The sequence below is a fragment of the Planococcus sp. BI3 genome, from assembly GCF_056680115.1.
In genome coordinates this window covers 3,466,137-3,488,251 of sequence record NZ_CM155266.1, presented here as the reverse complement: position 1 = coordinate 3,488,251, position 22,115 = coordinate 3,466,137, and the positions used below count along the sequence as shown (strand labels likewise).

The 22,115-nt window shown below is 46.1% G+C and carries 20 protein-coding genes; 3 read left to right on the top strand and 17 right to left on the bottom strand.

What is annotated here, in order from left to right; translation table 11 throughout:
* Positions 1 to 43: 43 nt before the first annotated feature.
* From AC1MEO_RS17455 to AC1MEO_RS17430, 6 genes are all read right to left on the bottom strand, one after another.
* Positions 44 to 1,342: an efflux RND transporter periplasmic adaptor subunit gene (locus AC1MEO_RS17455; RefSeq protein WP_480332845.1), complete on the bottom strand. Its 1,299-nt coding sequence runs from the start codon at positions 1,340 to 1,342 to the stop codon at positions 44 to 46.
* Positions 1,335 to 2,027 (bottom strand): hypothetical protein, encoded by a 693-nt coding sequence (locus AC1MEO_RS17450; RefSeq protein ID WP_480332843.1) that lies wholly within the window; start codon positions 2,025 to 2,027, stop codon positions 1,335 to 1,337. The genes AC1MEO_RS17455 and AC1MEO_RS17450 overlap by 8 nt, the downstream gene beginning before the upstream one ends.
* A gap of 1,630 nt (positions 2,028 to 3,657) precedes the next feature.
* On the bottom strand, positions 3,658 to 3,888 hold the full coding sequence (locus AC1MEO_RS17445; protein ID WP_223634790.1) for a DUF2187 family protein: 231 nt from the start codon (positions 3,886 to 3,888) through the stop codon (positions 3,658 to 3,660).
* A 254-nt stretch (positions 3,889 to 4,142) separates the two neighbouring features.
* A complete protein-coding gene (locus AC1MEO_RS17440; RefSeq protein WP_480332840.1) occupies positions 4,143 to 5,066 on the bottom strand; it encodes a S66 peptidase family protein in 924 nt (307 codons plus the stop codon).
* A 795-nt stretch (positions 5,067 to 5,861) separates the two neighbouring features.
* Positions 5,862 to 6,332, bottom strand: a complete 471-nt coding sequence (locus AC1MEO_RS17435; protein ID WP_480332838.1) for a transcriptional regulator — start codon at positions 6,330 to 6,332, stop codon at positions 5,862 to 5,864.
* 341 nt (positions 6,333 to 6,673) lie between these two features.
* On the bottom strand, positions 6,674 to 7,048 hold the full coding sequence (locus AC1MEO_RS17430; protein WP_480332836.1) for a hypothetical protein: 375 nt from the start codon (positions 7,046 to 7,048) through the stop codon (positions 6,674 to 6,676).
* A 198-nt stretch (positions 7,049 to 7,246) separates the two neighbouring features.
* On the opposite strand from AC1MEO_RS17430, the gene AC1MEO_RS17425 reads away from it, so the two are divergent.
* Both AC1MEO_RS17425 and AC1MEO_RS17420 read left to right on the top strand, forming a co-directional pair.
* A complete protein-coding gene (locus tag AC1MEO_RS17425) occupies positions 7,247 to 8,779 on the top strand; it encodes a hypothetical protein (RefSeq protein ID WP_480332834.1) in 1,533 nt (510 codons plus the stop codon).
* Positions 8,776 to 11,499, top strand: coding sequence for a DEAD/DEAH box helicase (locus AC1MEO_RS17420; protein WP_480332832.1), 2,724 nt, complete (start codon positions 8,776 to 8,778; stop codon positions 11,497 to 11,499). Before AC1MEO_RS17425 ends, AC1MEO_RS17420 begins: the two co-directional genes overlap by 4 nt.
* Before the next feature lie 63 nt (positions 11,500 to 11,562).
* On the opposite strand, the gene AC1MEO_RS17415 is transcribed toward AC1MEO_RS17420, so the two are convergent.
* Positions 11,563 to 11,706, bottom strand: a complete 144-nt coding sequence (locus AC1MEO_RS17415; protein WP_169314366.1) for a hypothetical protein — start codon at positions 11,704 to 11,706, stop codon at positions 11,563 to 11,565.
* 28 nt (positions 11,707 to 11,734) lie between these two features.
* Entirely contained in the window at positions 11,735 to 12,145 is a 411-nt protein-coding gene (locus AC1MEO_RS17410) for a single-stranded DNA-binding protein (protein ID WP_480332829.1), read from the bottom strand.
* Positions 12,146 to 12,436: 291 nt separating this feature from the next.
* Between AC1MEO_RS17410 and AC1MEO_RS17405 the strand changes: the two genes are divergently transcribed.
* Positions 12,437 to 12,874, top strand: coding sequence for a YwpF family protein (locus tag AC1MEO_RS17405; protein WP_480332827.1), 438 nt, complete (start codon positions 12,437 to 12,439; stop codon positions 12,872 to 12,874).
* Between the two features lie 125 nt (positions 12,875 to 12,999).
* Here the strand turns inward: AC1MEO_RS17405 and fabZ are convergent, their stop codons facing one another.
* The 9 genes from fabZ to atpA all read right to left on the bottom strand — a co-directional run bounded on the left by fabZ (position 13,000) and on the right by atpA (position 22,087).
* Positions 13,000 to 13,437, bottom strand: a complete 438-nt coding sequence (gene fabZ, locus AC1MEO_RS17400) for a 3-hydroxyacyl-ACP dehydratase FabZ (protein ID WP_480332825.1) — start codon at positions 13,435 to 13,437, stop codon at positions 13,000 to 13,002.
* Positions 13,438 to 13,487: 50 nt separating this feature from the next.
* Positions 13,488 to 13,751 carry a DNA-directed RNA polymerase subunit beta gene (locus tag AC1MEO_RS17395; RefSeq protein ID WP_480332824.1) on the bottom strand — a complete coding sequence of 88 codons (264 nt, stop codon included), beginning with the start codon at positions 13,749 to 13,751 and terminating at the stop codon, positions 13,488 to 13,490.
* Between the two features lie 127 nt (positions 13,752 to 13,878).
* Positions 13,879 to 14,913 (bottom strand): rod shape-determining protein MreB, encoded by a 1,035-nt coding sequence (mreB, locus tag AC1MEO_RS17390; protein ID WP_480332823.1) that lies wholly within the window; start codon positions 14,911 to 14,913, stop codon positions 13,879 to 13,881.
* 226 nt (positions 14,914 to 15,139) lie between these two features.
* Positions 15,140 to 16,438, bottom strand: coding sequence for a UDP-N-acetylglucosamine 1-carboxyvinyltransferase (gene murA / locus AC1MEO_RS17385; RefSeq protein ID WP_480332821.1), 1,299 nt, complete (start codon positions 16,436 to 16,438; stop codon positions 15,140 to 15,142).
* Between the two features lie 368 nt (positions 16,439 to 16,806).
* Positions 16,807 to 17,040: a DUF1146 family protein gene (locus AC1MEO_RS17380; protein ID WP_480332819.1), complete on the bottom strand. Its 234-nt coding sequence runs from the start codon at positions 17,038 to 17,040 to the stop codon at positions 16,807 to 16,809.
* A gap of 557 nt (positions 17,041 to 17,597) precedes the next feature.
* Positions 17,598 to 18,002, bottom strand: a complete 405-nt coding sequence (locus AC1MEO_RS17375; RefSeq protein ID WP_480332817.1) for a F0F1 ATP synthase subunit epsilon — start codon at positions 18,000 to 18,002, stop codon at positions 17,598 to 17,600.
* A 24-nt stretch (positions 18,003 to 18,026) separates the two neighbouring features.
* Positions 18,027 to 19,442: a F0F1 ATP synthase subunit beta gene (atpD, locus tag AC1MEO_RS17370; protein ID WP_480332815.1), complete on the bottom strand. Its 1,416-nt coding sequence runs from the start codon at positions 19,440 to 19,442 to the stop codon at positions 18,027 to 18,029.
* 105 nt (positions 19,443 to 19,547) lie between these two features.
* The gene (gene atpG, locus AC1MEO_RS17365) at positions 19,548 to 20,405 is read right to left on the bottom strand and encodes an ATP synthase F1 subunit gamma (protein ID WP_480332813.1); all 858 of its coding nucleotides are present in this window, start codon (positions 20,403 to 20,405) and stop codon (positions 19,548 to 19,550) included.
* Between the two features lie 173 nt (positions 20,406 to 20,578).
* Complete coding sequence (gene atpA, locus AC1MEO_RS17360) at positions 20,579 to 22,087, bottom strand: F0F1 ATP synthase subunit alpha (RefSeq protein WP_480332811.1); 1,509 nt, start codon at positions 22,085 to 22,087, stop codon at positions 20,579 to 20,581.
* Positions 22,088 to 22,115: the final 28 nt, after the last annotated feature.

Below are 22,115 nucleotides of genomic sequence, written 5' to 3'. Positions count from 1 at the left end.
AAAAACCCGAAAGCTGTTGCTTCCGGGTTGAGCTGTTGAATGGTTAACGGGCCAGCAAGTATTCGACATAAGCCCGCCAATAGGTATTTTTAGCATATTCGAAATCAGGCTGGTAGCTTGGAAACGGCATGAACACTTTTGGAGGCGAAACGAAATCTTCCAGTTTGTCTTCATTGATGATAACCGTTCCGGCTTCTGGGCCTTCAGACAAGACAGCTTTCGTACCGTCTTCAAAATCGGTGGCCACTGCCAAGGTTTTCGGCCGTCCGTTGATGTTCAAGGTATGGGTTTCCCCTTCCGTACCGTCATAGTTGAAAAGCCAGTCAGTCGGGAGTGCTACCGCATCCTCCGCGGTTTCCAGAGTGATCGCTGTATTAACGTTGCTGCCATAAGGCATCGCATTTTCAACCGGCGTATCAGGAATAATCCGCACTTCATAATAGGCCAGCGGGTTGTTCTGTTCTTTCGGATCTAGTTGGTGGTAGGCATCCAGCCATTTGGATTCTTCAGCCGGCATTTCGGAAACGCTTTGAACCGTTCCGGTCGCAATGCCGTCTATGCCTTCCCCTTCAATGTTGACCAAATCCGCCACTTCAACCAGCGGCCATTCGTCCTCCAGCACATAGCTGAGGAATACTTTTTCATTGGAATAAAGTTCAATGCTCAAGGGTTCTGTATCCCGGTTGATCTTGGCTACCGTTCCGTCCACGGGGCTGATGACTGACGGAGTCGACAGACTTTGCGATAATTGCGCCTCGAGTACGGCCAATTGCGACTCAATGGAAGCCAGCTGCTGTTCGGCCTGAGCGATTCCGGCGGCGTAAGAGCCGTCCTGTGGAACTGCTACACCGACCGAAACATTGACATCAAATTTGATGGTTTCATCGTCGTCATTGGTGAGCTCGGAATTATCGGTTGCGTCCTGCGACACCGGTCCGCCTTGAGCCGCTCTTGCCTGCTGAAGCGTGGCCAGAGAACTTTTCACTTCAGTCCGCTGCCCTTCCAAAGCGGTTTTCTGCGTTTCCCAAACTGCACGCTGGTCTTCGGTTTCCGCTTCATTTAAGCTGGCAAGTTCAGATCCTGCAGTGACGCTGTCTCCTTCATTCACCATCCATTGCTGGAGCGCCTCATGGTCCTGTACATAAATTTTCACAGTTCCTTGAGGTGCCGTTAATGCTTCTTTAAATAAATGTGTCTCGTATGTACGCGCATAGGCCTGTTCGTAGTCGCTGACGTAAACGCTTTTCGAAAGGATGCTCTTTTCTCCGAACATCAAAAGGGTGTTGGCCGTCAGAAAGGCGATGACCGCAACAGATAAGCCCACAAAAAAGAATCTATTCAAACGGATTCCCTCCTTCCATGAAACCGCTCAGCATATCGTCCACCGGAATCAGGCTGAATGATGCCACAATCAAGGCGACGAAAATATGGAGCATGATCAAGCCGAATAAAATCAGCGCCGGGTTGATTTTTGTAAAGCTGCGGATAAATCGGTATTGCACCGCAATGATCAAAGAAGTGAATAACGTCAGTTGATTAAAGAAATAAATCAGGAAGTTATTGTCCAGGAATGTTGCGGCAATCGGTCCGAACGAGAACATCGATACGGACATCGTAAAGCCGGTCAAGGCAAATAATACGAAGATCAAGCCTTTTTCGATGACCAATAAAGCCGTGACGTAAGTTTGCATGATGATGGCTGACCGCCATGGCATTCTGAGAATCCGGCTGTATAAAAATGCGGCGCCGTAAAGATGGAAAGCCAAATAAAAGCCTGCCCATAGCAGGGTTCCCGCAAGCGACGTCCAGCGCGCCAATGTATAAGCATCCCACATGCCGGCTGCTAAAAGCGGCGTCAGCGAATCGGTGTTCATGCCCCAAATTTCACTGATGGCAAAAACCAGCAAGCCGATAGCAATGATGCAGGCGATGCGTTTATTGACGTTGCGCATTTCAGTATTTTGTATATTATGTATGAGTTGTCCTTGTCTTGAGAAAAAATGCCAGAATCTGAAGTCTGATATCATGCGCGTATGTCCTTTCAAGGCAATTGACGTTCTGCTTCACTTTACTTTACCAAAAAAGCGTCCCCTTTGGAACGCATTAGCTGGTACATTTTACAATATTTAAAAGGTTTGAGCCAAAAGGCATAGGAGAATGGTTGAAGAGGGATAGAGAATGTGATGGCGGGCTATAGAAGTTGAGGACAGTTCAGTAAAATAAAAATTTAGTAGGGTGAAGCATGCGCTCCAGGCGGACAAGGCATTGACCGAATTCCCTTCGGCCAATGCCTTTGCGACGAAGCTAGCGGAGCGATGCAGGAGCACATCTTTGCCCTTCGCCTCCTTCCGCTCTTTCTTCTAGGTGTCGTCTAATTAATAGAGAGTGAGGTGGTGAATATCTCTGTTATCTTCATTTGAAGAGAGAAAAGAAGTGATTTGTCCTTATGCTTTTCGCTTGCGAAAAGCGGGCATGTTGGAGGAGCGAAGCGGATCGCTTTTGGTTTTAGGTTTGTGGGTGGTCGTGAGCGACGGGTTGAACGGTTCTACATGAACATTTCGTGGTTCTACATGATTTTTTTGAGCGGCTACATGAACCTTTCCACTCTATACCTGAACCAGCTGCTCCTTTACCTGCACGCTTCACATCCTTACACAAATTCCATCTATTCCAACAAGTTCAAGCCCTTAAATGGAAGCTGTTCGCGCGGCAAACAGCCCTTCATAGGAAGCGGCGCTTTCTCCCCTACCTTAACTCACACACAGTGATGGATTCCCCCACTCAACACATGATTTGTAAGCATATTTCCACGGAATTCATGTAGGAAGCCAGCAGCTTCATGTATGGAAGCAAAAAGATGAGATAGCGAGGCCACTTGTCCTGGTAGAAGCGTGAAACTCTCAGCTAGCCACTTGAAACTTTCATGTAGGACTTGTTATCCGCTACACAACACTCATGCGAAGGCGCGTGCACTACCGCTGCCTAGCGTTTCCAGAGCTCCATACCATCTACCATCCACAAAAAAAGAAGTTGGCTGCCTACAAAAACAACACCCAGCTGAGGCGCGTCCCAGGAGTGGACGGAGCAATAAGACTGGCAGCGTCTTCCAGCTGCTTGGCTTATTGTGGGAACCCACTCCAAAGCGACCGAAGCGACTTGTAGAAACCAACAAAAAAATACTCTTCACCCTCTTTCTTTCTAGCTGCTTGTAGGATCGCAGCTTGGGAGGACGTCCCTGTGTCGGCCACAAATCGGGGAACATTTGTGACTCACCCCAGCAACTGTAAACCTTTTCTTCTCTCCAAGCGAAGGCGTGTGCACCATCACGCCGAGCGTTTTTAGAACCACTCATTCCTTTTCCCCACCCCACACACCACAAGGTCGCTGCGTATTCCCACCACACCAAGCGGCAGGTGCGTCCAGGAGTGGACGGAGCAATAAGACTGGCAGCGTTCTAGCTGCCCGGCTTATTGCGGGAGTCCATTCTAGAGCACCAAAGCGACCTATAGAACATTCAATAACAGCCATCACTCTCCAAAGCGCCGAAGCGGCTTGCAGAACCCAGCTCAAACTACTACCACTAACCAAGAAACTTCTTATAAAACAGCTCAAAAAAAGAAGGCTGTCCTTGGCAGACAGCCTTCTTTTCTAATGGATTTATGCTTCAACGATACGGTATTTCTTATGTGAAATTACGGTCATGTTGGATGGTGCACCGATTTCTTTTGCGTCTTCAGGTGAAATCTCAACAATTACCGAGTTGTCCATAATTTTAAAGATGGTGCCGTTCACATCGACGCCGTTGCGAGTGAAAGAAATCCATTCGCCGATGTAGCGGGCTGCTACGAATTCTGATACTTCTTTTTCATGGGGTTGGAATGCCATCATTACCACGCCTCTCTTTTTAAACACTATCTGCTTATTATAACACATTTCGCCTTCGACTTCATCTCTAAGCTGGAACTGCAGCCAAATGAATTTATTCACAAAGCTGGTGACAGCGGGCTTTTGGAAAATAAAGAGAGGAAGATTCTTCTTTAGCCTTACTCTTCCTTTTCTGAGAATCGGCTGCCCATGGATAACTCGTTTCCGTATTGTGGATCGGCTTGCTCACTGATTCCTACTACTTTTTGGGGGGGAATTTATTCAACTCCTGGAAGAATAGTCAAAGTTTTGGCGTCGCCATCCAGCCGTGCAAGTGCCCCAAGCGGTACGGAAAAATTCGGTTCGCAATGGCCGATTTTGAATCCTTTGACGACTGGAATCTTCAAGCCGCTGAAGTAATCATGGAATACCTGATCGAGTGTCAGCGATGGCTTGTGCTTTTTCGGAGCGGCATTTTTAAAGTCCCCGATAACAATGCCTGCCGCTTCATCGAATTTCCGTGCCATGCGCAATTGGTTAAGGATTTCGTCCACTTCGTAAGGCTCTTCATCCGTATCTTCAATCAATAAAATCTTGCCTTTGACATCCAAGTCGAACTTGGTGCCGATTGCGCTGCGGATCAGCGACAGATTGCCGCCGACCAGTTCGCCCTGCGCGACTCCTCCGACCAGTGTTTCGAGTGGTGCCACCTCTTCCGTGTAATGCAGCTCAAATGGCTCGAATAATTGCCCGAACATGCGGCCGCTGCGTTCATGGAATTCCGGTTTGCCGACATCAGATGCCAGCATCGGACCGTGGAATGTCACCATCTTGGCGTACTCCCCGATGGCCGTATGTAAATAGGTGATGTCTGAATAGCCCCAGAATATTTTCGGATTTTCCATGATCATGGCGTAATCAATGCGGTCTGCGTAGCGTGCCGCACCGTATCCGCCGCCTGCGCAAATGATGCCCGACACTTCCGGATCTTCGAACATGGCATGCAGATCGGCCAGGCGCTCATCATCCGTTCCCGCCAAATAACCGTGGGCAGCATCCACCGATTTGCCCAGTTTGATTTTCAAGCCGAGCTCTTCCAGAAACGGCAACGCTTTTTGCAAGTTTTCTTGATTGGGTGGACTGGAAGGCGCGATGATGCCGACCGTATCCCCTTTTTTCAGTCGTTTTGGCAATTTCCGCAAAATAATCTACTCCTCTTTTTCTGTATTTCATGCTTTTCCCATTATAACCCGTAATGCGCTTCTGTTAACCAATCAACGATTCACCAGAGTTTGCTTGGATCCAGTTGAGGGCCGTGCCTCTTTTCAACTCAAGCCCAGCATCCGACCGCGTCTTTGTTGGCAATCTTTTTTCGACTCTGCAGACAAGCCATTCTCGCTGTTTGTGGCGTGGCCACACCCTCTATGACTCAATGTACCAATACCTCTTCCATAGTTCAATTCAGCTCCTGGCAATCTCCACTGTAAAATCAGGACAATTAAATTATTTTTTTAGAATTTTTAGTTAATTTGTACGATGTTTATTAAGAATCATTTATTTATACTAAAAACAAGTTATCCAACACGGTAGCTTACCTGTAAGATCTTTCTCCAACAACACCCAATCGAAAAGGAGCGGATTGTAATGAATTTCGACAAAGTACTTGAACTTGGCTGGGGAGATCTTGCAATCGGAGTGGCTGGCTCTACAGCAGTCATGTTATTTATCAACTTTTATACTTTGATGTAAGGGGTGACCTATGAATAGCGCAGAAACCTAAAAGCTCTTTTCCGATTCAAACGGAAAAGAGCTTTTGCTATGCTATTTTATCCCGCTTTAACGGGCCGACAGGATGCGGCAACGCCCATGTTCTGCTTTTCTTCAGTGGGGGATGAAGAAAACCCCCACTGATTGAAGTTTCTCTTTATTGCATTCAAAAACGCCTCCCACTGACGATCCGGAAAGGCGTTTTTTATCCATAGGCTGCTGGTTTCACTTTACAAACCTCCATGTAATTGTTGTGATTCGCGCTGTTGGCTCAATAATTCATCGAACATCTCGCGGTCCCCCGCACTTAATGCTTCATCGATCATTCGGCTGTAGTTTTCCTGTTCCAGAAAGTAAATGGCATCGGCCGCTTCTTTTCTGGACTGTTCGTTCACTTCGATCAACTCGGCTCTTTCTTCCTGCAGGATCGCTTGAAGATGTCTGTGAATATCGGACACGAGCAACAATTGGTAGAGAGGTAAGCGGATAAAGCGATTGCCTTTTTGGAAGACGAAGACTTCCGAAAGGTTTTCCACCTGGAACGTGTTGAGGTTGACGATAATCTCCTTGCCTTCCACTGGAATGAAATGGAACAGCTCATCGTCTTTCATGATAGAGAAGTATTGGTAAGCAAAAACGAATTTGACTAAATGCCCTTCTTTCTTTGTATAAAAAGGCTTCATGAGCTTCACATGTAACATCTGACTCACCCCCCGTTTTTTTAATATTCTGATTACACATATCATACCATAAAAACTGCTTTTCGAACATAGAACTGCATAAGAAGAGTCGTATATAATAGACGTTCCAGCCTATATTTCCGTTACATTTTTGACATAAAATTAATATTTTTAATAAATACGAGGCAAAAAAATTGCTTCTCATTTAAAACTTCACAAAATTTGGAATAAATCCGACTTAATACGTGGCCCCGGCCAAATCAGCCAAAGAGATCTATCGAACAGCATAAAAGTTATTTCAACACAAAAAGTCTGTACACCAACCTGAATTCAGGTTGGTGTACAGACTCAAACAAACAACTTTATTCTTTTTTGCTGCGCGTCCGCTGATGGCGATGGCGCGGAGGGCTGACCATGAAATGCATTTCGCCCGGATTAATGTAAATCGAGATTTTTTCCATAATATAGGTCACCAGACTGTGGAACTCCTCATCAGACATTTGCCGTTTATAAAAAATGATTTGGTTCATTTTGAAATCGACCTGTACCTGCTCCAGATAGTCCGGGAACAGTCGCGGGTTTAGGATACTGTAACAATCACCATCTGACGAAATTTTCCAGCTGATCTTACCGAATACCAATTCAGCCTTCGTATAGACTACTTCCCAAGCCACGACGTCCTTTGGTTTCAATACGGTACGCAAGTCGGGGATTTCCAAAACAAACGAATTGTGCAACGATCATTCTCCTGTCCAAACTAATTTAATTAGGTCTTTATTACTTATATAATACCATTTACTTTACATAAAACAAGGACTCGGTAAAAATAAAGCCTCTTTTTTTTAGATGATAAAAAAGCAAAGTATTCTTCATCATTTACGGAGCAGTCAGAAAGACGTATAATAGAAGGAAAGTTTTATTTTGGGGCGATGCATATGGCTACGGTTCAATCCCTGGCGAAAAGGTTCGAAGATACGATACACAATTATATGGCTGCTATCGACAAATCACTTCTACCAACGCGTGCGTTGGATGAAGAAATGGTTCGAAAAGCAGTCTTTTTAGTGCGCCATGACGGCGTACAGATTCAGTCGTTCAATGAAGAACGGCTATTGCTCGAAGCAATCGTCAAAGATGCACATGCAGTTAAGGTCATTCTCAACTTTGATCAGCTCACGGCAATTTGCGCTTGTCCGCAGGAGACGATGTGCCGCCACCGGTTGGCGGTCATTTTTGCGCTATACCAAAAAATAGGCTCCCTTTCTGAATGGGTTGCCGCTTGGCGCGAACCTGAAAACAAGCAGCTGACCCTGTTGTCCGAAAAGCGTTCTCCTGAACAATGGACAAAGCTGATCCGCAGCACATGGCGTGAGGCGATCCCGGATTACACCACCCGCAATTATTTCTATTTTGAACAAATGTACGATGGGCGTTTGAAAAATGCTTTGTCCTACGTGCCTTTGGAACGCGAGTGGAAGGTACTGTACCGCACCTATGCGCATTTTATTTCATTGACGGAGGTATGGGCGACCTTTATCGCCGGCACACAGGAAGTCCATCATTCATTTTTCAAAACCTGGTTCGATGATGAACTCCATGAATTGCGTGATCTTCTCGACCAGCTGCGTGTTCAGCACCGGACATTTGAAACGGATGCTTTTTTTGAACACCTGAAAACCTTGATCCGTGAATTCATAGAAGTGAAGGACAGCTCGTTTTCACAGCGATTTTCGCTTTATCAGCTGTTTTGGACCCACTTGTTCACGACTAACAGGCTGCGGGAAGAAGAACTTGCCGCACTGAAAAATCCAGATGAACGGCTGAAAGCTTTTTTCGCCGTTATTTTGAAGAAAGATCTCGATGTCAAAAAAATATCACCGAATGAAACGCATGACTGGGTCGAACTGGCGGTTCTTGCCGAAGGTGAAAACCATCCACAGGCATTGACGAATATTTTGCTGGCAATCAAGCCGCATGTGAAGACCTTCCTGTTTGAAGGCCTTTATACGCAGTATCGCCATCAATATGTGCGGACGCTCAGCCGCTTATTTTCACAAATCGAATTGAGCGAATCCGACTGGGAAGATCTGTTCAAGCAGTTTGGCCATTATGGCCTCCCCGCCTATTCTGCTTATTTAGTCGAAAAGCAATTTTACAAGCAATGGGCAGAACTGCACCATCTCCATAATTCGCCTTTGTATTTTGCAGAGGAATGCGGACTCAAAGAAGTGCAGGCAGCGGCACCTGATTATGTCCTGCCGCTTTTCCACCGGTATGCGCTGGCTCACCTTGAAGAACGCAATCGTCCAAGCTATAAACAAGCGGTTCGCATCTGGAAGAAGATGAAGGCCGCCTGTAAGAAAAGTGGTCAAATGGAGTTTTGGACTGCGTACATCAATGAAATCCGCAAACAGAACAAACGTCTGCGTGCACTCCAGGAAGAGATCGAGAAAGGAAATCTGATATGAATCAATTCCAAACTGAAGGAAGCCGCCTCTATTATTTAACCATCACCCGCGGAGAACTTTTCCGTATCCAGGCAACCAATGAAGCGGGCAACCGGATTCCTCCGGAAATTTGGAAGCCGTATTTGTATTTTCTGGATAAAGACAGCTTCTTCGGCTTGACGGCAGAGACAGACGGCCTGGACTTGGTGTTAACACCTGCTGATTTCGTCCGTCTGTTCCAAAACGAACCTCACCATTACGTGACATTCGCCGGACAGCGGGCAGAAGATGAAGGCTGGCTGAAACTCGCCGCAAAAGTTGCCGATTCCTTAAGTGATCCGGATTTATGGGACCATGTTTCGGTTGAAGACGGGGACATCATTATCAGCGACAAGTATGGAGATCAGGAAATCCGGACCTTCCTTGGCGACACGATCCAGCATCAATTGCGCCAAAAAGGGTTGTCTGTGGCCCAACTCCCTTATATTCAAGGCTTTGTCCAAAAAGCGGGCTGGCAGGGAATGCCCGATGCAGATGACTATGTCGTCGCCGTGCAGTTGAGCGAACCGGATACGAATGAATTCTGGTCTTTTAAAGTTGTCATGCGTTCGAAGCGCGGCAGTGTTTACTGGTCCCCTTCCAAGCGCCGCGCTGATGAACCGATCGACAAGGCTTTGCCTGAAAAATGGCGTCCCTTTGCTGAGGATATAACAGAACGCCAATCGCTGCTGTTGAGTCTATGCCCTTCTGTCGAGCAGTTTGACGAAGACCGCTTTTACCATGCTGAATGGACAGATGGGGAAATTCTCGAGTTTCTCCGCAATGATGCAGAAATTCTCCAGGCTTTCGGTATCGAAGTGTCGATTCCTTCCTGGTTGAAAGCTGTACAGGAATCAAAAATCCGCGTCAAAGCCAATGTCAACTCGCCGATCAAGAAAGCATCGGTTGTCGGGCTTGACCAGATCGTCAATTTCGACTGGCAGTTTTCTTTGAATGGCCATGAATTGAGCATGCAGGATTTCCAACGCCTGGTTTCTGAAAACAAGGAATTTATCCGCATCGGCAATGAATGGGTGCGTGTCGACTCAAACCTGTTGATGCAATTGCGGAAGATGATCGAAGAAGCGGAAGATGCAGACTGGACGATCAAGGACATGCTGTTCCAAAATGTGCCTGAAATCATGTTGGAGGAGACAGCTGACGAGGATGATCCGCTGGTTGAATTCCATTTGAACCGCTCCTTAAAAACCTTATTGGATAAGTTGCTGGATAAACGCGATCTGCCGGAGACTGTTCTGCCGAATAATCTGTTGACAGAGCTGCGCCCTTATCAGAAAATCGGTTTCGATTACTTGGTATTCATGCGCGAAGAGGGCTTTGGCCTTTGTTTAGCGGATGATATGGGCCTTGGAAAAACCGTTCAGCTCATTACGTATTTGCTGCATGTCCATGGGAAAAAGCCGGACACTCCATCACTGATTGTCTGTCCAACTTCCGTGCTCGGCAACTGGCAAAAGGAACTAGAGCGTTTTGCGCCTGATTTGAAGGTGGTCACCCATTACGGCAGCATCCGTCCGAAAGGCGAGGAATTCAATGCCTTTTTAGCGGAAGAAAAACCAGATGTCGTGTTGTCGACTTACGGCATCGCCTCTTCTGATGGCGAGGAAATGCAGAGCCTGCACTGGTCGAGCATTACGCTCGATGAAGCACAGAACATCAAGAATATGTACACAAAACAATCGCGGACTATCCGGAAGTTTAAAGGGGACCATCACATCGCCCTGACAGGAACACCGATTGAAAACCGCTTGTCTGAGTTATGGTCGATCTTCGACTTCATCAATAAAGGTTACCTGTACCGCATCAAGCAATTCCAGGAAAACTTCATGATTCCGATTGAACGTGACAATTCTGAAGAACATAAGGAAAAATTGCGCCAGCGGATCCAGCCATTCCTGCTGCGCCGGACCAAGAAAGATCCGGACCTGCAATTGAACCTGCCCGAAAAACTGGAACAATTGGAGTATTGTCCACTGACGCCGGAACAGGCCGCTCTTTACGAAGGGCTGGTACAGGATACGGTGCAGAAAATGGAGACGCTCACAGGCTTTGAGAAAAAAGGGCTGGTATTGAAAATGCTGAGCAAATTGAAGCAGCTATGTAACCATCCGTCTCTATACTTAAAAGAGCCGTATACGAACGCCGCTGAAATCCTGCCCCGTTCTCAAAAACTGGAGCGCATTGTGACCTTGGCCGGGGAAATTGCGGAACGCGGGGAACAATGTTTGATCTTTACGCAATACATCGGAATGGGGCATCTGCTGCAACAGGCCATCAATGAGTTGTATGGCCATGAAGTGCCATTCTTGACGGGTAGCATGCCAAAGCAGCAGCGTGATTCCCTGGTTGCTTCTTTCCAAGCCGGTAAATTTCCGATTTTCATCCTATCCTTGAAAGCGGGGGGCACCGGGCTCAATCTGACCGCAGCAACTCACGTTCTTCATGCGGACAGATGGTGGAATCCGGCTGTTGAAAACCAGGCGACTGACCGTGCTTATCGCATTGGGCAGACGCAATTCGTCCATGTCCACAAATTTGTGACCATCGGGACGATCGAAGAGAAAATCGATGCCCTACTGGTGCAAAAGCAATCGATGTCTGAAGAATTCATCCAATCCAGCCAGTGGATGACCGATCTGTCGGATAATGACCTGAAGGAATTGTTCACGTATTCACTTTAAATCGCTTTAAATAAATCCGGCCAGGTCCCCACCTGGCCGGATTCCCCTTTTAGACGTGAATACTCACCCTTTTTGAACGGAACGGAAGATCGATTTCAGTTCACTTAGTTCCCGCTCCGCCTCTGCCAATCGTTGATGGAGCAAAGCGGTTAGTTTGATCAATTGCTCCATATGCACTTCCAGTTGCAACTGTACATCTTTCGGCATCGCTAAGTGCCTCCTTTTTTAAACTTGCTTATGCGTTTACCTGCTCCGTCTCCGGCGGTTGGAAATCGAAGTCTGCATCAGACTGCGGCACTTCCTGCTGAGGGGCGGTTTCTTCATGTGGTTTTCTTCTGTCGAGGAAGCGGATCTGGTCGCCGAGCACTTCCGTCACATAGATTCTCGTCCCGTCTTCTTTATCGTACGAGCGTGACTGCAAACGGCCCGTGACAGCGACAAGTGACCCTTTGACGCAGTATTTCGAGACGTTGTGGGCAGGCTTGCCCCAGGTGGAACAAAGGACATAATCCGTTTCTGTCTCCCCTTTCTGATTTTTATAGTTGCGGGAGACCGCTACGATGAAGGAGGTATGTATCCGTCCTTCATTCATGACCCGCATGGCTGGATCTTTGGTCAACCGTCCTACAATTCCGACTTGATTCATTTACTCACCTCCTTTGGCTTACTTAGAGCATACTAAGAAGATTGAATTCTTTGCAAAACGGAAAAAATAATTTTTTGTGGGTTTTCCGCTTCCATATCTCATTTTTGAAGCAGTCCCCAAAATAATTCTCCAGACATTTGGTTGAATTGATTGAGTTTCAGGAAACTGATCTACCAAATCAAAACTCGTTTTTTGCAGAATTCCAGTTTTTTTACAGTAGTCTTTTCCGTTCGCTTGCCAAATCGTCTGTATGCTATACTGAAACAAAGCTAGTATTGGAGGCATTGCTGCATGAAAACATTTAAAATGCTGTCATTGGGTATTGAAACAGACGATCAAGTGAACGATTATCCGGTACATGATGGCATCATCATCAACCAGGAGAACAGTGAACGCTCTTGGATCCTTGAAATGCTGATCGACTTACCGCATCTGGAGACTTTTGAAATACTGATGCAATCCGAGGCTACGATTGATGTGCAGGTGGTCATTTCCTATCCTGGAAACGAACCAGCCCCTTTTGAAGTTACTATTCGCAAGGTGAAGGTCATCGGCGACCATACCTCTGTATTGATGAAAGGCACTTTGAAACGGGCTCGCCGAAAGTACGCGGAAACCCTGCTTTCGGAACTGCTGGAAGATGGACTTGAAGGACAGGAACTGCTCAATCGCTTTGAAACGGATATGCGCACCCGTCCAGGCCTGCGAAAAGATGAGACAAAATCATAAGCCACAATTGCAACAATAAAAAGCAGTCCCCAAGGTCATTTTTCTGACCTTGGGGACTGCTTTTTTATTAATCGGGAGTACAGACTTTTTTCCAGCCTGCTGTTTAAGCAGTTAAATGCTTTGAATTACTTTTCAGGAACTGGCCCTAATGCAAAGAGAATATCACATTCGCAGGCAAGTTCCCCGTCTACTGTAGCAATTGCATGGCCCTTGCCCATTGAACCGCGAAGTTTCGTCAATTGGACTTCCAGGCGCAATTGATCGCCTGGTACGACCTGGCGTTTAAAGCGGCAATTATCGATGCCTGTAAAGAACGCCAGACGGCCTTTATTGGCATCCATCTGAAGAACAGCTGCTGCACCGACCTGCGCCAGCGCTTCAACGATCAAGACTCCCGGCATTACCGGATATCCTGGAAAATGTCCATTGAAAAAGTCTTCATTTGCAGATACATTCTTTAAGCCGACCGCTTTCTTGCCAGGTTCAATTTCTAATATTCGGTCCACCATCAAAAATGGGTAGCGATGCGGTAAAATCGCCTGAATTTGTTCTGTTGTCAACAATCGATTCAGCTCCTCTTATTTTGCTTCAAAGGCCAGTAAGACTCTGTCCCTTATTTCCCACTCATAATATCCAATATATGCTGCCAGGTTTCCCATTTCAGGGCATCGCCCGGTTTCCCATCACCAATCACACCAAAGCCTACCATGGCCCCCAGAACAGCCGCTAAGGCGACCAACGCCAGCACGATGATGATACGGAGCCAAATCGGAAACAGGCGTATTTGAACCCACCATGTCTTTTTCGTTTCTTCGGTTTCTGCTTTATCTTGGTTAGCTTTTTTCCGAAGAGAAAAGTTTTTTTTCAGCTCAGCCATTCACTCCGTCAACCTTTCCATCTACTGAATTCCCGGATTCCGGGCAAAGTCCGTTCGTTTTTTTCCTCAGTGGAGACGTTCTTCTGCTCGTTGAAGTTTCCCCATTATACAAACTCCATTCATTATACTAAAATACGCTGTTTTTTCCACCTGTTAATTGACTCTGTTTTCTTTGGCGAAAGACATTTTCTTTTGCTTCCAGCATCAAGCCCGTGCCCAGTGCCACACATTCCATCGGATTTTCTGCTATGGAAACCGGAATTTCCAATTTCTCTGCCAACAGCCGATCGAGGCCATCCAGTAATGCGCCTCCACCAGTCATAATTGCTCCGCTTTCAATAATATCTGAAGCCAGTTCGGGCGGTGTTTTCTCCAACACCATCCGGGCAGCTTCAACAATGGACTGGACCGATTCCCTTAAAGCCAGCTCAATTTCCACCGAATTGACAATCAATGTTTTCGGATAGCCAGTCATAATATCACGGCCTCTGATTTCCATTTCTTTCTCTTCCAAGCGTTTCACCGCTGTACCGATTTCCTTCTTGATCCTTTCAGCGGTCTTTTCGCCAATCAGCAGCTTATGGTGTTGTTTGACATATTTCATTATCTGCTGGTCAAAACGGTCACCGGCTATTTTAATTGTTTCACTGGTGACAATATCCCCCATAGTCAAAACGGCGACATCGGTCGTTCCGCCTCCAATATCGATGACCATACTGGCATTCGGCTGATAGATATTCAGACCTGCTCCAATCGCTGCCACTTTCGGTTCCACTTCGACATAAACTTTCTTGCCGCCTGCTTTTTCCGCCACTTCACGGATTGCATTCTGTTCAATGCTTGTAACATTCGTGGGACAGCAAATGAGGATGCGCGGCTTGGACATGAAACCTTTCAATTTCAGGATGTGAATAAAATGCTTCAGCATCGCTTCCGTAACATCGAAATCATGGATTACGCCATCCTTTAATGGACGGACCGCCACGATATGTTTAGGCGTTCTGCCCATCATTTTATATGCTTCTTTTCCAACCGCGAGAACTTCATTGGTTTTTCGGTCCATCGCCACTACAGAAGGCTCGTTTAAAATGATGCCTTTGCCTTTAACGTAGATCAATACATTCGCCGTTCCAAGATCGATTCCAATATCTTTTGAAAACATCAAGCCCGCACTCCTTCTGACCCATTTATCCCATTTCAGCAATCCCGGGATAATAACTTCGTTGATTGAAGTTCCCCATCATGAATATGTAATTAAATAAGTTTCTCTTAACTCAATATTTTATCATAGTGAGGAACGCATTGACAAAAATTCCTCGATCTATCTGGATTCATAAAAAAGAGCTTGCAGCACTGGTATCCAGCACTGCAAGCCCATTATGAAAAAATTAGACCAATTGCTCAACTTTCGTTTCAGTCTGCTCAACGCTTACACGCTCGATATCAGCGCCTAAAGCTGCCAGTTTCAAATGAAAATCAACATATCCGCGATCCAAATGATAAAGTTCATTAACCCGTGTGATTCCGTCTGCAGCCAGCCCAGCTAGGATCAATGCCGCTGCGGCTCTCAAATCGGTAGCTGCCACTTCCGCTCCCTGAAGATCTGAAGGACCTTCCATGATTACAGAACGGCCTTCAATTTTGACTGAAGCATTCATGCGGCGGAATTCTTCCACATGCATAAAGCGGTTTTCAAAAACGGTTTCTGTCAGGATGCCGCTGCCCGTAGCAGTCAACATCAGTGACATCATCTGAGATTGCATATCCGTCGGGAATCCTGGATGAGGCATTGTTTTAATATCGATAGATCGAAGTGGACGGCTAGCACGGACACGCAGTCCTTCTGCTGTCTCCTGAATGTCTACGCCCATTTCTCCCATTTTGGATATCAAGGCAGCCATATGCTCAGGAACAGCATTCTCGATGATTACGTCCCCTTCCGTGATTGCAGCAGCAACCATGAATGTTCCGGCTTCAACCCGATCCGGAATGATGTAATGCTCAGCGCCATGCAGTTCCTCAACGCCTTCAATACGCATTGTATCCGTACCGGCACCAATAATGCGGCCACCCATTTCGTTGATGTAATTTGCTACATCAACAATTTCGGGTTCTTTTGCAGCATTTTCGATAAGTGTCGTACCCTCTGCCAAAGCGGCAGCCATCATAATATTTTCAGTTGCGCCAACACTCGGGAAATCCAAATAGATTTTTGCCCCGCGTAAACGGCCAGTTGTCTTTGCCTCAACAAAACCATTTCCGAAAGTGATGCTCGCGCCCATTGCTTCAAACCCTTTCAGGTGTTGATCAATTGGACGTGAACCTATTGCGCAGCCACCTGGCAAAGCAACACGAGCAAACCCATTACGCGCTAGAACTGGTCCCATGACCAGGATAGAAGCACGCATTTTACGCACATATTCGAATTGCGCTTCGCTTGATAAGGTTGCTGAAGAATCGATCAGCATTTCATTCTTTTCAGGAGAGTACTCAACGGTAACATTCAAGCTTCTTAAGACTTCCTGAATAGTGTAAACATCCGCCAAATTCGGTACTTCTTTGATGATGCTTTTTCCTTTTGAAGCCAATAACGCTCCGGCTAATACCGGAAGAACTGCATTTTTTGCACCCTCCACACGTACTTTACCTGTTAATCTTTGGCCGCCTTTTACAATAATTTGATCCACTGATATGCCCTCCATGTGTTTAATAGTCATCTATATGTATCCCATATACGTTTAAAGTCCAATGTCATTATTTAGAAACAAAACCTTACTTATACTACCTTCTTTTTTGGTAAAAAACAAGCAACTATACTCTCATTTTGTGTTTCATTTGGACTTATAAGTATTCAGTGACGCTACATCATTCGATATATGCCTCAGCTTTATGTCCGTCAGGGAAGAAAGTCACGTTCTAAAAAGAATCTATTAGACCTTTTCCCCTCTAACTCCGCCTTAAACCTGATCCAAGCATTTATTTCCCGGGAAATATACATTTTGCCGTTTTGCCATAGCCATGGCACTGGAGCTCATGGCTATGGCAAAACGGCAATTTAAAACAGGTAAGGCAATTGCCGTGACCAAGATGAAATATTTAGGAAAAAAGTAGATACCATGGTCCCAATTGAAATGCTAAGAAAAATATAAAGAATTTGTGCCTGCAGCACATGATGTTTGTGGATCCATTTTTCGAACATTACTGCGCGCATCGCGTAAAAAGCGACTCCAGAAAAGAAAATATGGCTGAAGATTGAAATCAAAGCTGTTTGCCCAATCATGGTTTCCATCTTATCAATCCTTTCGTAAATAGAAAAAACGGACAGAAGTCAATTGCCCTTTGTCCGCTTTTCTTATTGTCCAGCTTCAACACCCAGATTCTAGGGTCATAAGCCACCCTGGCTGTGCGGCTGAAAACATGCCACTTCGCCAGGGCGTCTTATGCCTGTCGAATCTACACGGGCGCTTCTGCTTTTCTTATTGTCCAGCTTCAACGGCCAACTCTTCGGGTCATAAGTCAACCCAACTATGCGGCAAAAACGCCGCTTCGCCATTCTGCCTTATGCCTGTCGGAGCTGAACGGCCGTTTACGCTTTTCTTATTGTCTAGCTTCAACGGCCAACTCTTCGGGTCATAAGGCAGCCTGGCTGTGCGGCTGAAAAGATGCCGCTTCGCCATTCTGCCTTATGCCTGTCAGAGCTGAACGGCCGTTTACGCTTTTCTTATTGTCTAGCTTCAGCGCCCAGATTCTAGGGTCATAAGCCACTCTGGCTGTGCGGCTGAAAAAACGCCACTTCGCCAGCGCGTCTTATGCCCGTCGAATCTACATGGGCGCTTACGCTTTTCTTTAAATGTTACCCTCATAAACGTTGATACGATTCATCGCACGCTTTAACGCCAATTCTGCACGTTTAAAGTCGATTTCATCTTTATTTGCCTGCAAGAGTGCTTCTGCACGTTTAGCGGATTCCTGAGCACGCGCCAGATCGATGTCTGTTGCGCGTTCAGCCGATTGTGCAAGAATGGTCACTTTTTCAGGGCGGATTTCAAGAAATCCACCATTTACAGCAACCAATTCTGTCGAGTTCTCTTTTTTCAATCGGATTGCACCGATTCCAAGAGGAGCGACTGTCGGAATGTGGCCGGGCAGAACGCCCATTTCGCCTGTTGCTGTAACTGCAATAACCATAGATACTTCTGAATCGTATACCGGGCCGTCGGGAGTGACAATATTGACTGTAATGGTCTTCATTTTTTTCCCTCCTGGTCCCTGGTTTTAGACTTCTACGCCCATGCCTTTTGCTTTTGCAATAACATCTTCAATGCGTCCGACCAAACGGAAAGCATCTTCTGGCAAGTGGTCATATTTTCCATCAAGAATTGCTCTGAATCCTTTGATTGTTTCCTGAACAGGAACATAAGAACCTTTTTGGCCTGTGAACTGTTCAGCAACGTGGAAGTTCTGAGAAAGGAAGTTTTGGACACGGCGTGCACGGTTAACCGTCAGCTTGTCTTCATCACTTAACTCATCCATACCAAGGATTGCAATGATATCCTGTAATTCCTTGTAGCGCTGAAGCGTTTCTTGAACTTCACGTGAGATGTTGTAATGCTCTTGACCAACAATTTCAGGTGACAATGCACGTGAAGTGGAAGCCAGAGGATCTACCGCTGGGTAGATACCCATCTCAGAAAGTTTACGCTCAAGGTTAGTTGTCGCGTCCAAATGGGCGAAAGTTGTAGCCGGTGCCGGATCCGTATAGTCATCGGCTGGTACATAAATCGCTTGGATTGAAGTTACAGAACCAGTGCTTGTTGTCGTAATACGTTCCTGCAATTGGCCCATTTCAGTCGCAAGTGTCGGCTGGTAACCAACGGCAGATGGCATACGGCCAAGAAGCGCCGATACCTCAGAACCTGCTTGCGTGTAACGATAGATATTATCGATGAATAGGAGTACATCCGCGCCTTGTTCGTCACGGAAATATTCAGCCATTGTCAAAGCGGACAAAGCGACACGCATACGTGCGCCCGGCGGCTCGTTCATTTGGCCGAAGACCATTGCAGTTTTCTTGATAACGCCGGATTCGCTCATCTCGTGGAATAAGTCATTTCCTTCACGTGTACGCTCACCAACACCGGCGAATACTGAAAGACCGCCGTGCTCTTGAGCAATGTTGTTGATCAATTCCTGGATTAGAACTGTTTTACCTACGCCGGCACCACCGAAGAGACCGATTTTACCGCCTTTGATGTAAGGGGCAAGCAAGTCAACAACTTTGATGCCTGTTTCAAGAATTTCAACTTCTGTGGAAAGATGTTCGAATGTAGGCGCTAAGCGGTGAATCGGATCACGGCGCTCTGTAGCAGGAATCTCTTCCCCTAAATCGATAATTTCACCAAGTACGTTGAATACGCGGCCCAATGTTGCTTCTCCAACTGGAACAGTAATAGCGCTGCCCAAATCGGTTACAACCGACCCACGCTGCAATCCATCAGTGGATTCCATCGCAATTGTACGGACTGAATCATCACCAAGGTGAAGAGCCACTTCAAGCGTCAAAACGACTTGAGCTTGTCCGGGACGATCAATATTTACAGTTAGGGCATTGTAGATAGCTGGCAGTTGGCCGTTAGCGAACTTGACATCTACAACCGGTCCCATAACTTGAAGAACGTGTCCTGTGTTCATGCTGTTCCCTCCTGTCTTACTTTTATTAAAACTCCCCATCAGGGATGTTCGCAATTTATAGATTAGCAAACTTCAGTGCCCATCTGCATGGACACTTCCATTTTTTTATTCTAACGCAGCTGCTCCGCCAACAATCTCAGAGATTTCCTGAGTGATTGCCGCTTGGCGGGCACGGTTGTATTGAAGTGTCAATCCGCCGATTAAATCAGACGCATTGTCGGTCGCGCTCTTCATTGCTGTCATAGATGCAGCATGTTCACTCGCTTTGCCATCAAGAAGGGCCCCAAAGATCAAGCTTTCAGCATATTGTGGAAGAAGAACTTCCAAAATCGCTTCTGCTGAAGGATCGAACTCATAAGATGCAGTCGATCCTGTCGGTTGAATATCCGTCAGCGGCAAGACTTTTTTCTCTGTGACTTCTTGTTGAATAGCTGAAACAAAGTGATTGTAATACATATAAACTTCGTCATACGTACCATCTGAGAACATACCAACAGCTTTGCGCGTTATTTCTTTAATATCCGAAAACGTCGGATGGTCCGGAAGTGCGATTGCACTTTCAAGAATGGTCATTCCTTGTTTTGTAAAGAATTCCTTTCCTTTCCGGCCGACACTCAGGATAACAAAGTCGTCATTGGATGTATGCCGTTCACGGATTCTGCTCGTGACAGTACGAAGAATATTACTGTTGTATCCGCCTACAAGGCCACGATCCGATGTAATCACTAAATAAGCGGTTTTCTTCACAGGCCGCGCAATCATCATCGGGTTGCTTGTGTCCGAAGACCCAGCTGCGATAGATGCTACTACATCCTGGATTTTTTCCATGTAGGGAACGAACGCTTTCGCGTTTACTTCCGCACGGCTTAGTTTAGATGCAGAAACCATTTGCATGGCTTTTGTGATCTGACTCGTTTTCTTGGTTGACGTAATTCGTGTTTTTATATCGCGTAAAGATGCCACTGGTATTTCACCACCCTATTATTTTTTCTTCATATTCGACTCTAGTGTTACCCCACTTTAACGGGCAGTATGTCTCCCACATTGACATGCAGGAGATGGACTTGCCGTAAAAGTAAGAGTAGATGGACTAGCATTCAGTGAGGTAAAAGCCCCCCACTGAATCTAGTTTCTCTTTACTCTGATTTTGCGAATGTGCGTTTGAATTCATTGATCGCTGCACCAAATGCGTCATCAGCAGGTAAACCTTGAGTTGTACGAATAGTGTCCAAAATTTCTGTGTGGTTCGAATCCAACCAGCTTGTCAATTCAGCTTCAAAGCGAGAAATGTCGTTGATAGCGATGTCGTCAAGGAATCCACGAGTCAACGCATAGAAAATAACAACTTGTTTTTCAACTTTGATCGGATTGTTCAAGTCCTGTTTCAAGACTTCAACAGTACGTTTCCCGCGCTCAATTTTCGCAGCAGTTGCAGCATCAAGATCTGAGCCGAACTGAGAGAATGATTCAAGTTCACGGAAAGAAGCCAAATCAAGACGCAATGTACCCGCAACTTTTTTCATTGCTTTGATCTGAGCTGAACCACCAACACGTGATACAGAAAGACCCGCATTGATTGCTGGGCGTACACCTGAGAAGAATAGATCCGATTGAAGGAAGATCTGGCCATCCGTAATCGAGATAACGTTTGTAGGAATATATGCAGAGATATCGCCAGCCTGCGTTTCAACGAACGGCAATGCTGTGATTGATCCTCCGCCAAGAGTTTCGTTCAATTTCGCAGCACGTTCAAGCAAACGTGAGTGCAAGTAGAAGACATCCCCTGGATAAGCTTCACGGCCTGGTGGACGACGAAGCAATAGTGAAAGTTCGCGGTAAGCAGATGCTTGTTTTGTCAAATCATCATAGACGATCAACACGTGCTTGCCTTCAAACATGAATTCTTCAGCCATTGTGATACCTGCATAAGGAGCCAAGAACAATAATGGAGCTGGCTGTGAAGCCGAAGCGGTTACAACGATTGTGTAATCAAGCGCTCCGTTTTTGCGGAAAGTTTCTACTACGTTACGGACAGTAGATTCTTTTTGTCCGATTGCAACATAGATACAGATCATGTCTTGGTCAGATTGGTTTAGGATCGTATCGATCGCTACAGAAGTTTTACCTGTCTGGCGGTCACCGATGATCAATTCACGCTGTCCACGGCCGATCGGCACAAGTGCGTCAATCGCTTTGATGCCTGTCTGAAGTGGTTCATGAACCGATTTACGGGCCATAACCCCTTGTGCAGGGCTTTCAATTGGACGAGTTTTTGTCGTATTGATTGGTCCAAGACCATCGACAGGCTCTCCAAGTGGATTTACTACGCGTCCGATAAGTTCAGGTCCTACCGGTACTTCCATAATACGGCCAGTCCGACGTACTTCATCGCCTTCTTTAATGTCAGTGTAAGGGCCAAGGATAATGATACCAACATTGTTGGCTTCCAAGTTTTGCGCCATTCCAAGGACACCAGTTGAGAATTCTACAAGTTCTCCAGCCATGATGTTGTCGAGGCCATGAGCGCGTGCGATACCATCACCAATGGTGATTACTGTACCAACGTCGTCAACTTTCATCTCTGATTGATAATTTTCAATCTGTTTTTTGATCAGACCGCTGATTTCTTCAGCTTTGATGCTCATGTATGTCACCCTCTCATAATTTCATAAA

What these genes read in the sequence shown, in the direction of transcription:
- AC1MEO_RS17450 (WP_480332843.1), bottom strand. Translation starts at nt 2,027, where the DNA reads ATGATATCAGACTTCAGATTCTGGCATTTTTTCTCAAGACAAGGACAA.
- AC1MEO_RS17445 (WP_223634790.1), bottom strand. Translation starts at nt 3,888, where the DNA reads ATGATGGCATTCCAACCCCATGAAAAAGAAGTATCAGAATTCGTAGCA.
- AC1MEO_RS17435 (WP_480332838.1), bottom strand. Translation starts at nt 6,332, where the DNA reads ATGTTACATGTGAAGCTCATGAAGCCTTTTTATACAAAGAAAGAAGGG.
- AC1MEO_RS17425 (WP_480332834.1), top strand. Translation starts at nt 7,247, where the DNA reads ATGGCTACGGTTCAATCCCTGGCGAAAAGGTTCGAAGATACGATACAC.
- AC1MEO_RS17420 (WP_480332832.1), top strand. Translation starts at nt 8,776, where the DNA reads ATGAATCAATTCCAAACTGAAGGAAGCCGCCTCTATTATTTAACCATC.
- AC1MEO_RS17415 (WP_169314366.1), bottom strand. Translation starts at nt 11,706, where the DNA reads ATGCCGAAAGATGTACAGTTGCAACTGGAAGTGCATATGGAGCAATTG.
- AC1MEO_RS17410 (WP_480332829.1), bottom strand. Translation starts at nt 12,145, where the DNA reads ATGAATCAAGTCGGAATTGTAGGACGGTTGACCAAAGATCCAGCCATG.
- AC1MEO_RS17405 (WP_480332827.1), top strand. Translation starts at nt 12,437, where the DNA reads ATGAAAACATTTAAAATGCTGTCATTGGGTATTGAAACAGACGATCAA.
- AC1MEO_RS17395 (WP_480332824.1), bottom strand. Translation starts at nt 13,751, where the DNA reads ATGGCTGAGCTGAAAAAAAACTTTTCTCTTCGGAAAAAAGCTAACCAA.
- mreB (WP_480332823.1), bottom strand. Translation starts at nt 14,913, where the DNA reads ATGTTTTCAAAAGATATTGGAATCGATCTTGGAACGGCGAATGTATTG.
- AC1MEO_RS17380 (WP_480332819.1), bottom strand. Translation starts at nt 17,040, where the DNA reads ATGGAAACCATGATTGGGCAAACAGCTTTGATTTCAATCTTCAGCCAT.
- AC1MEO_RS17375 (WP_480332817.1), bottom strand. Translation starts at nt 18,002, where the DNA reads ATGAAGACCATTACAGTCAATATTGTCACTCCCGACGGCCCGGTATAC.
- atpD (WP_480332815.1), bottom strand. Translation starts at nt 19,442, where the DNA reads ATGAACACAGGACACGTTCTTCAAGTTATGGGACCGGTTGTAGATGTC.
- atpA (WP_480332811.1), bottom strand. Translation starts at nt 22,087, where the DNA reads ATGAGCATCAAAGCTGAAGAAATCAGCGGTCTGATCAAAAAACAGATT.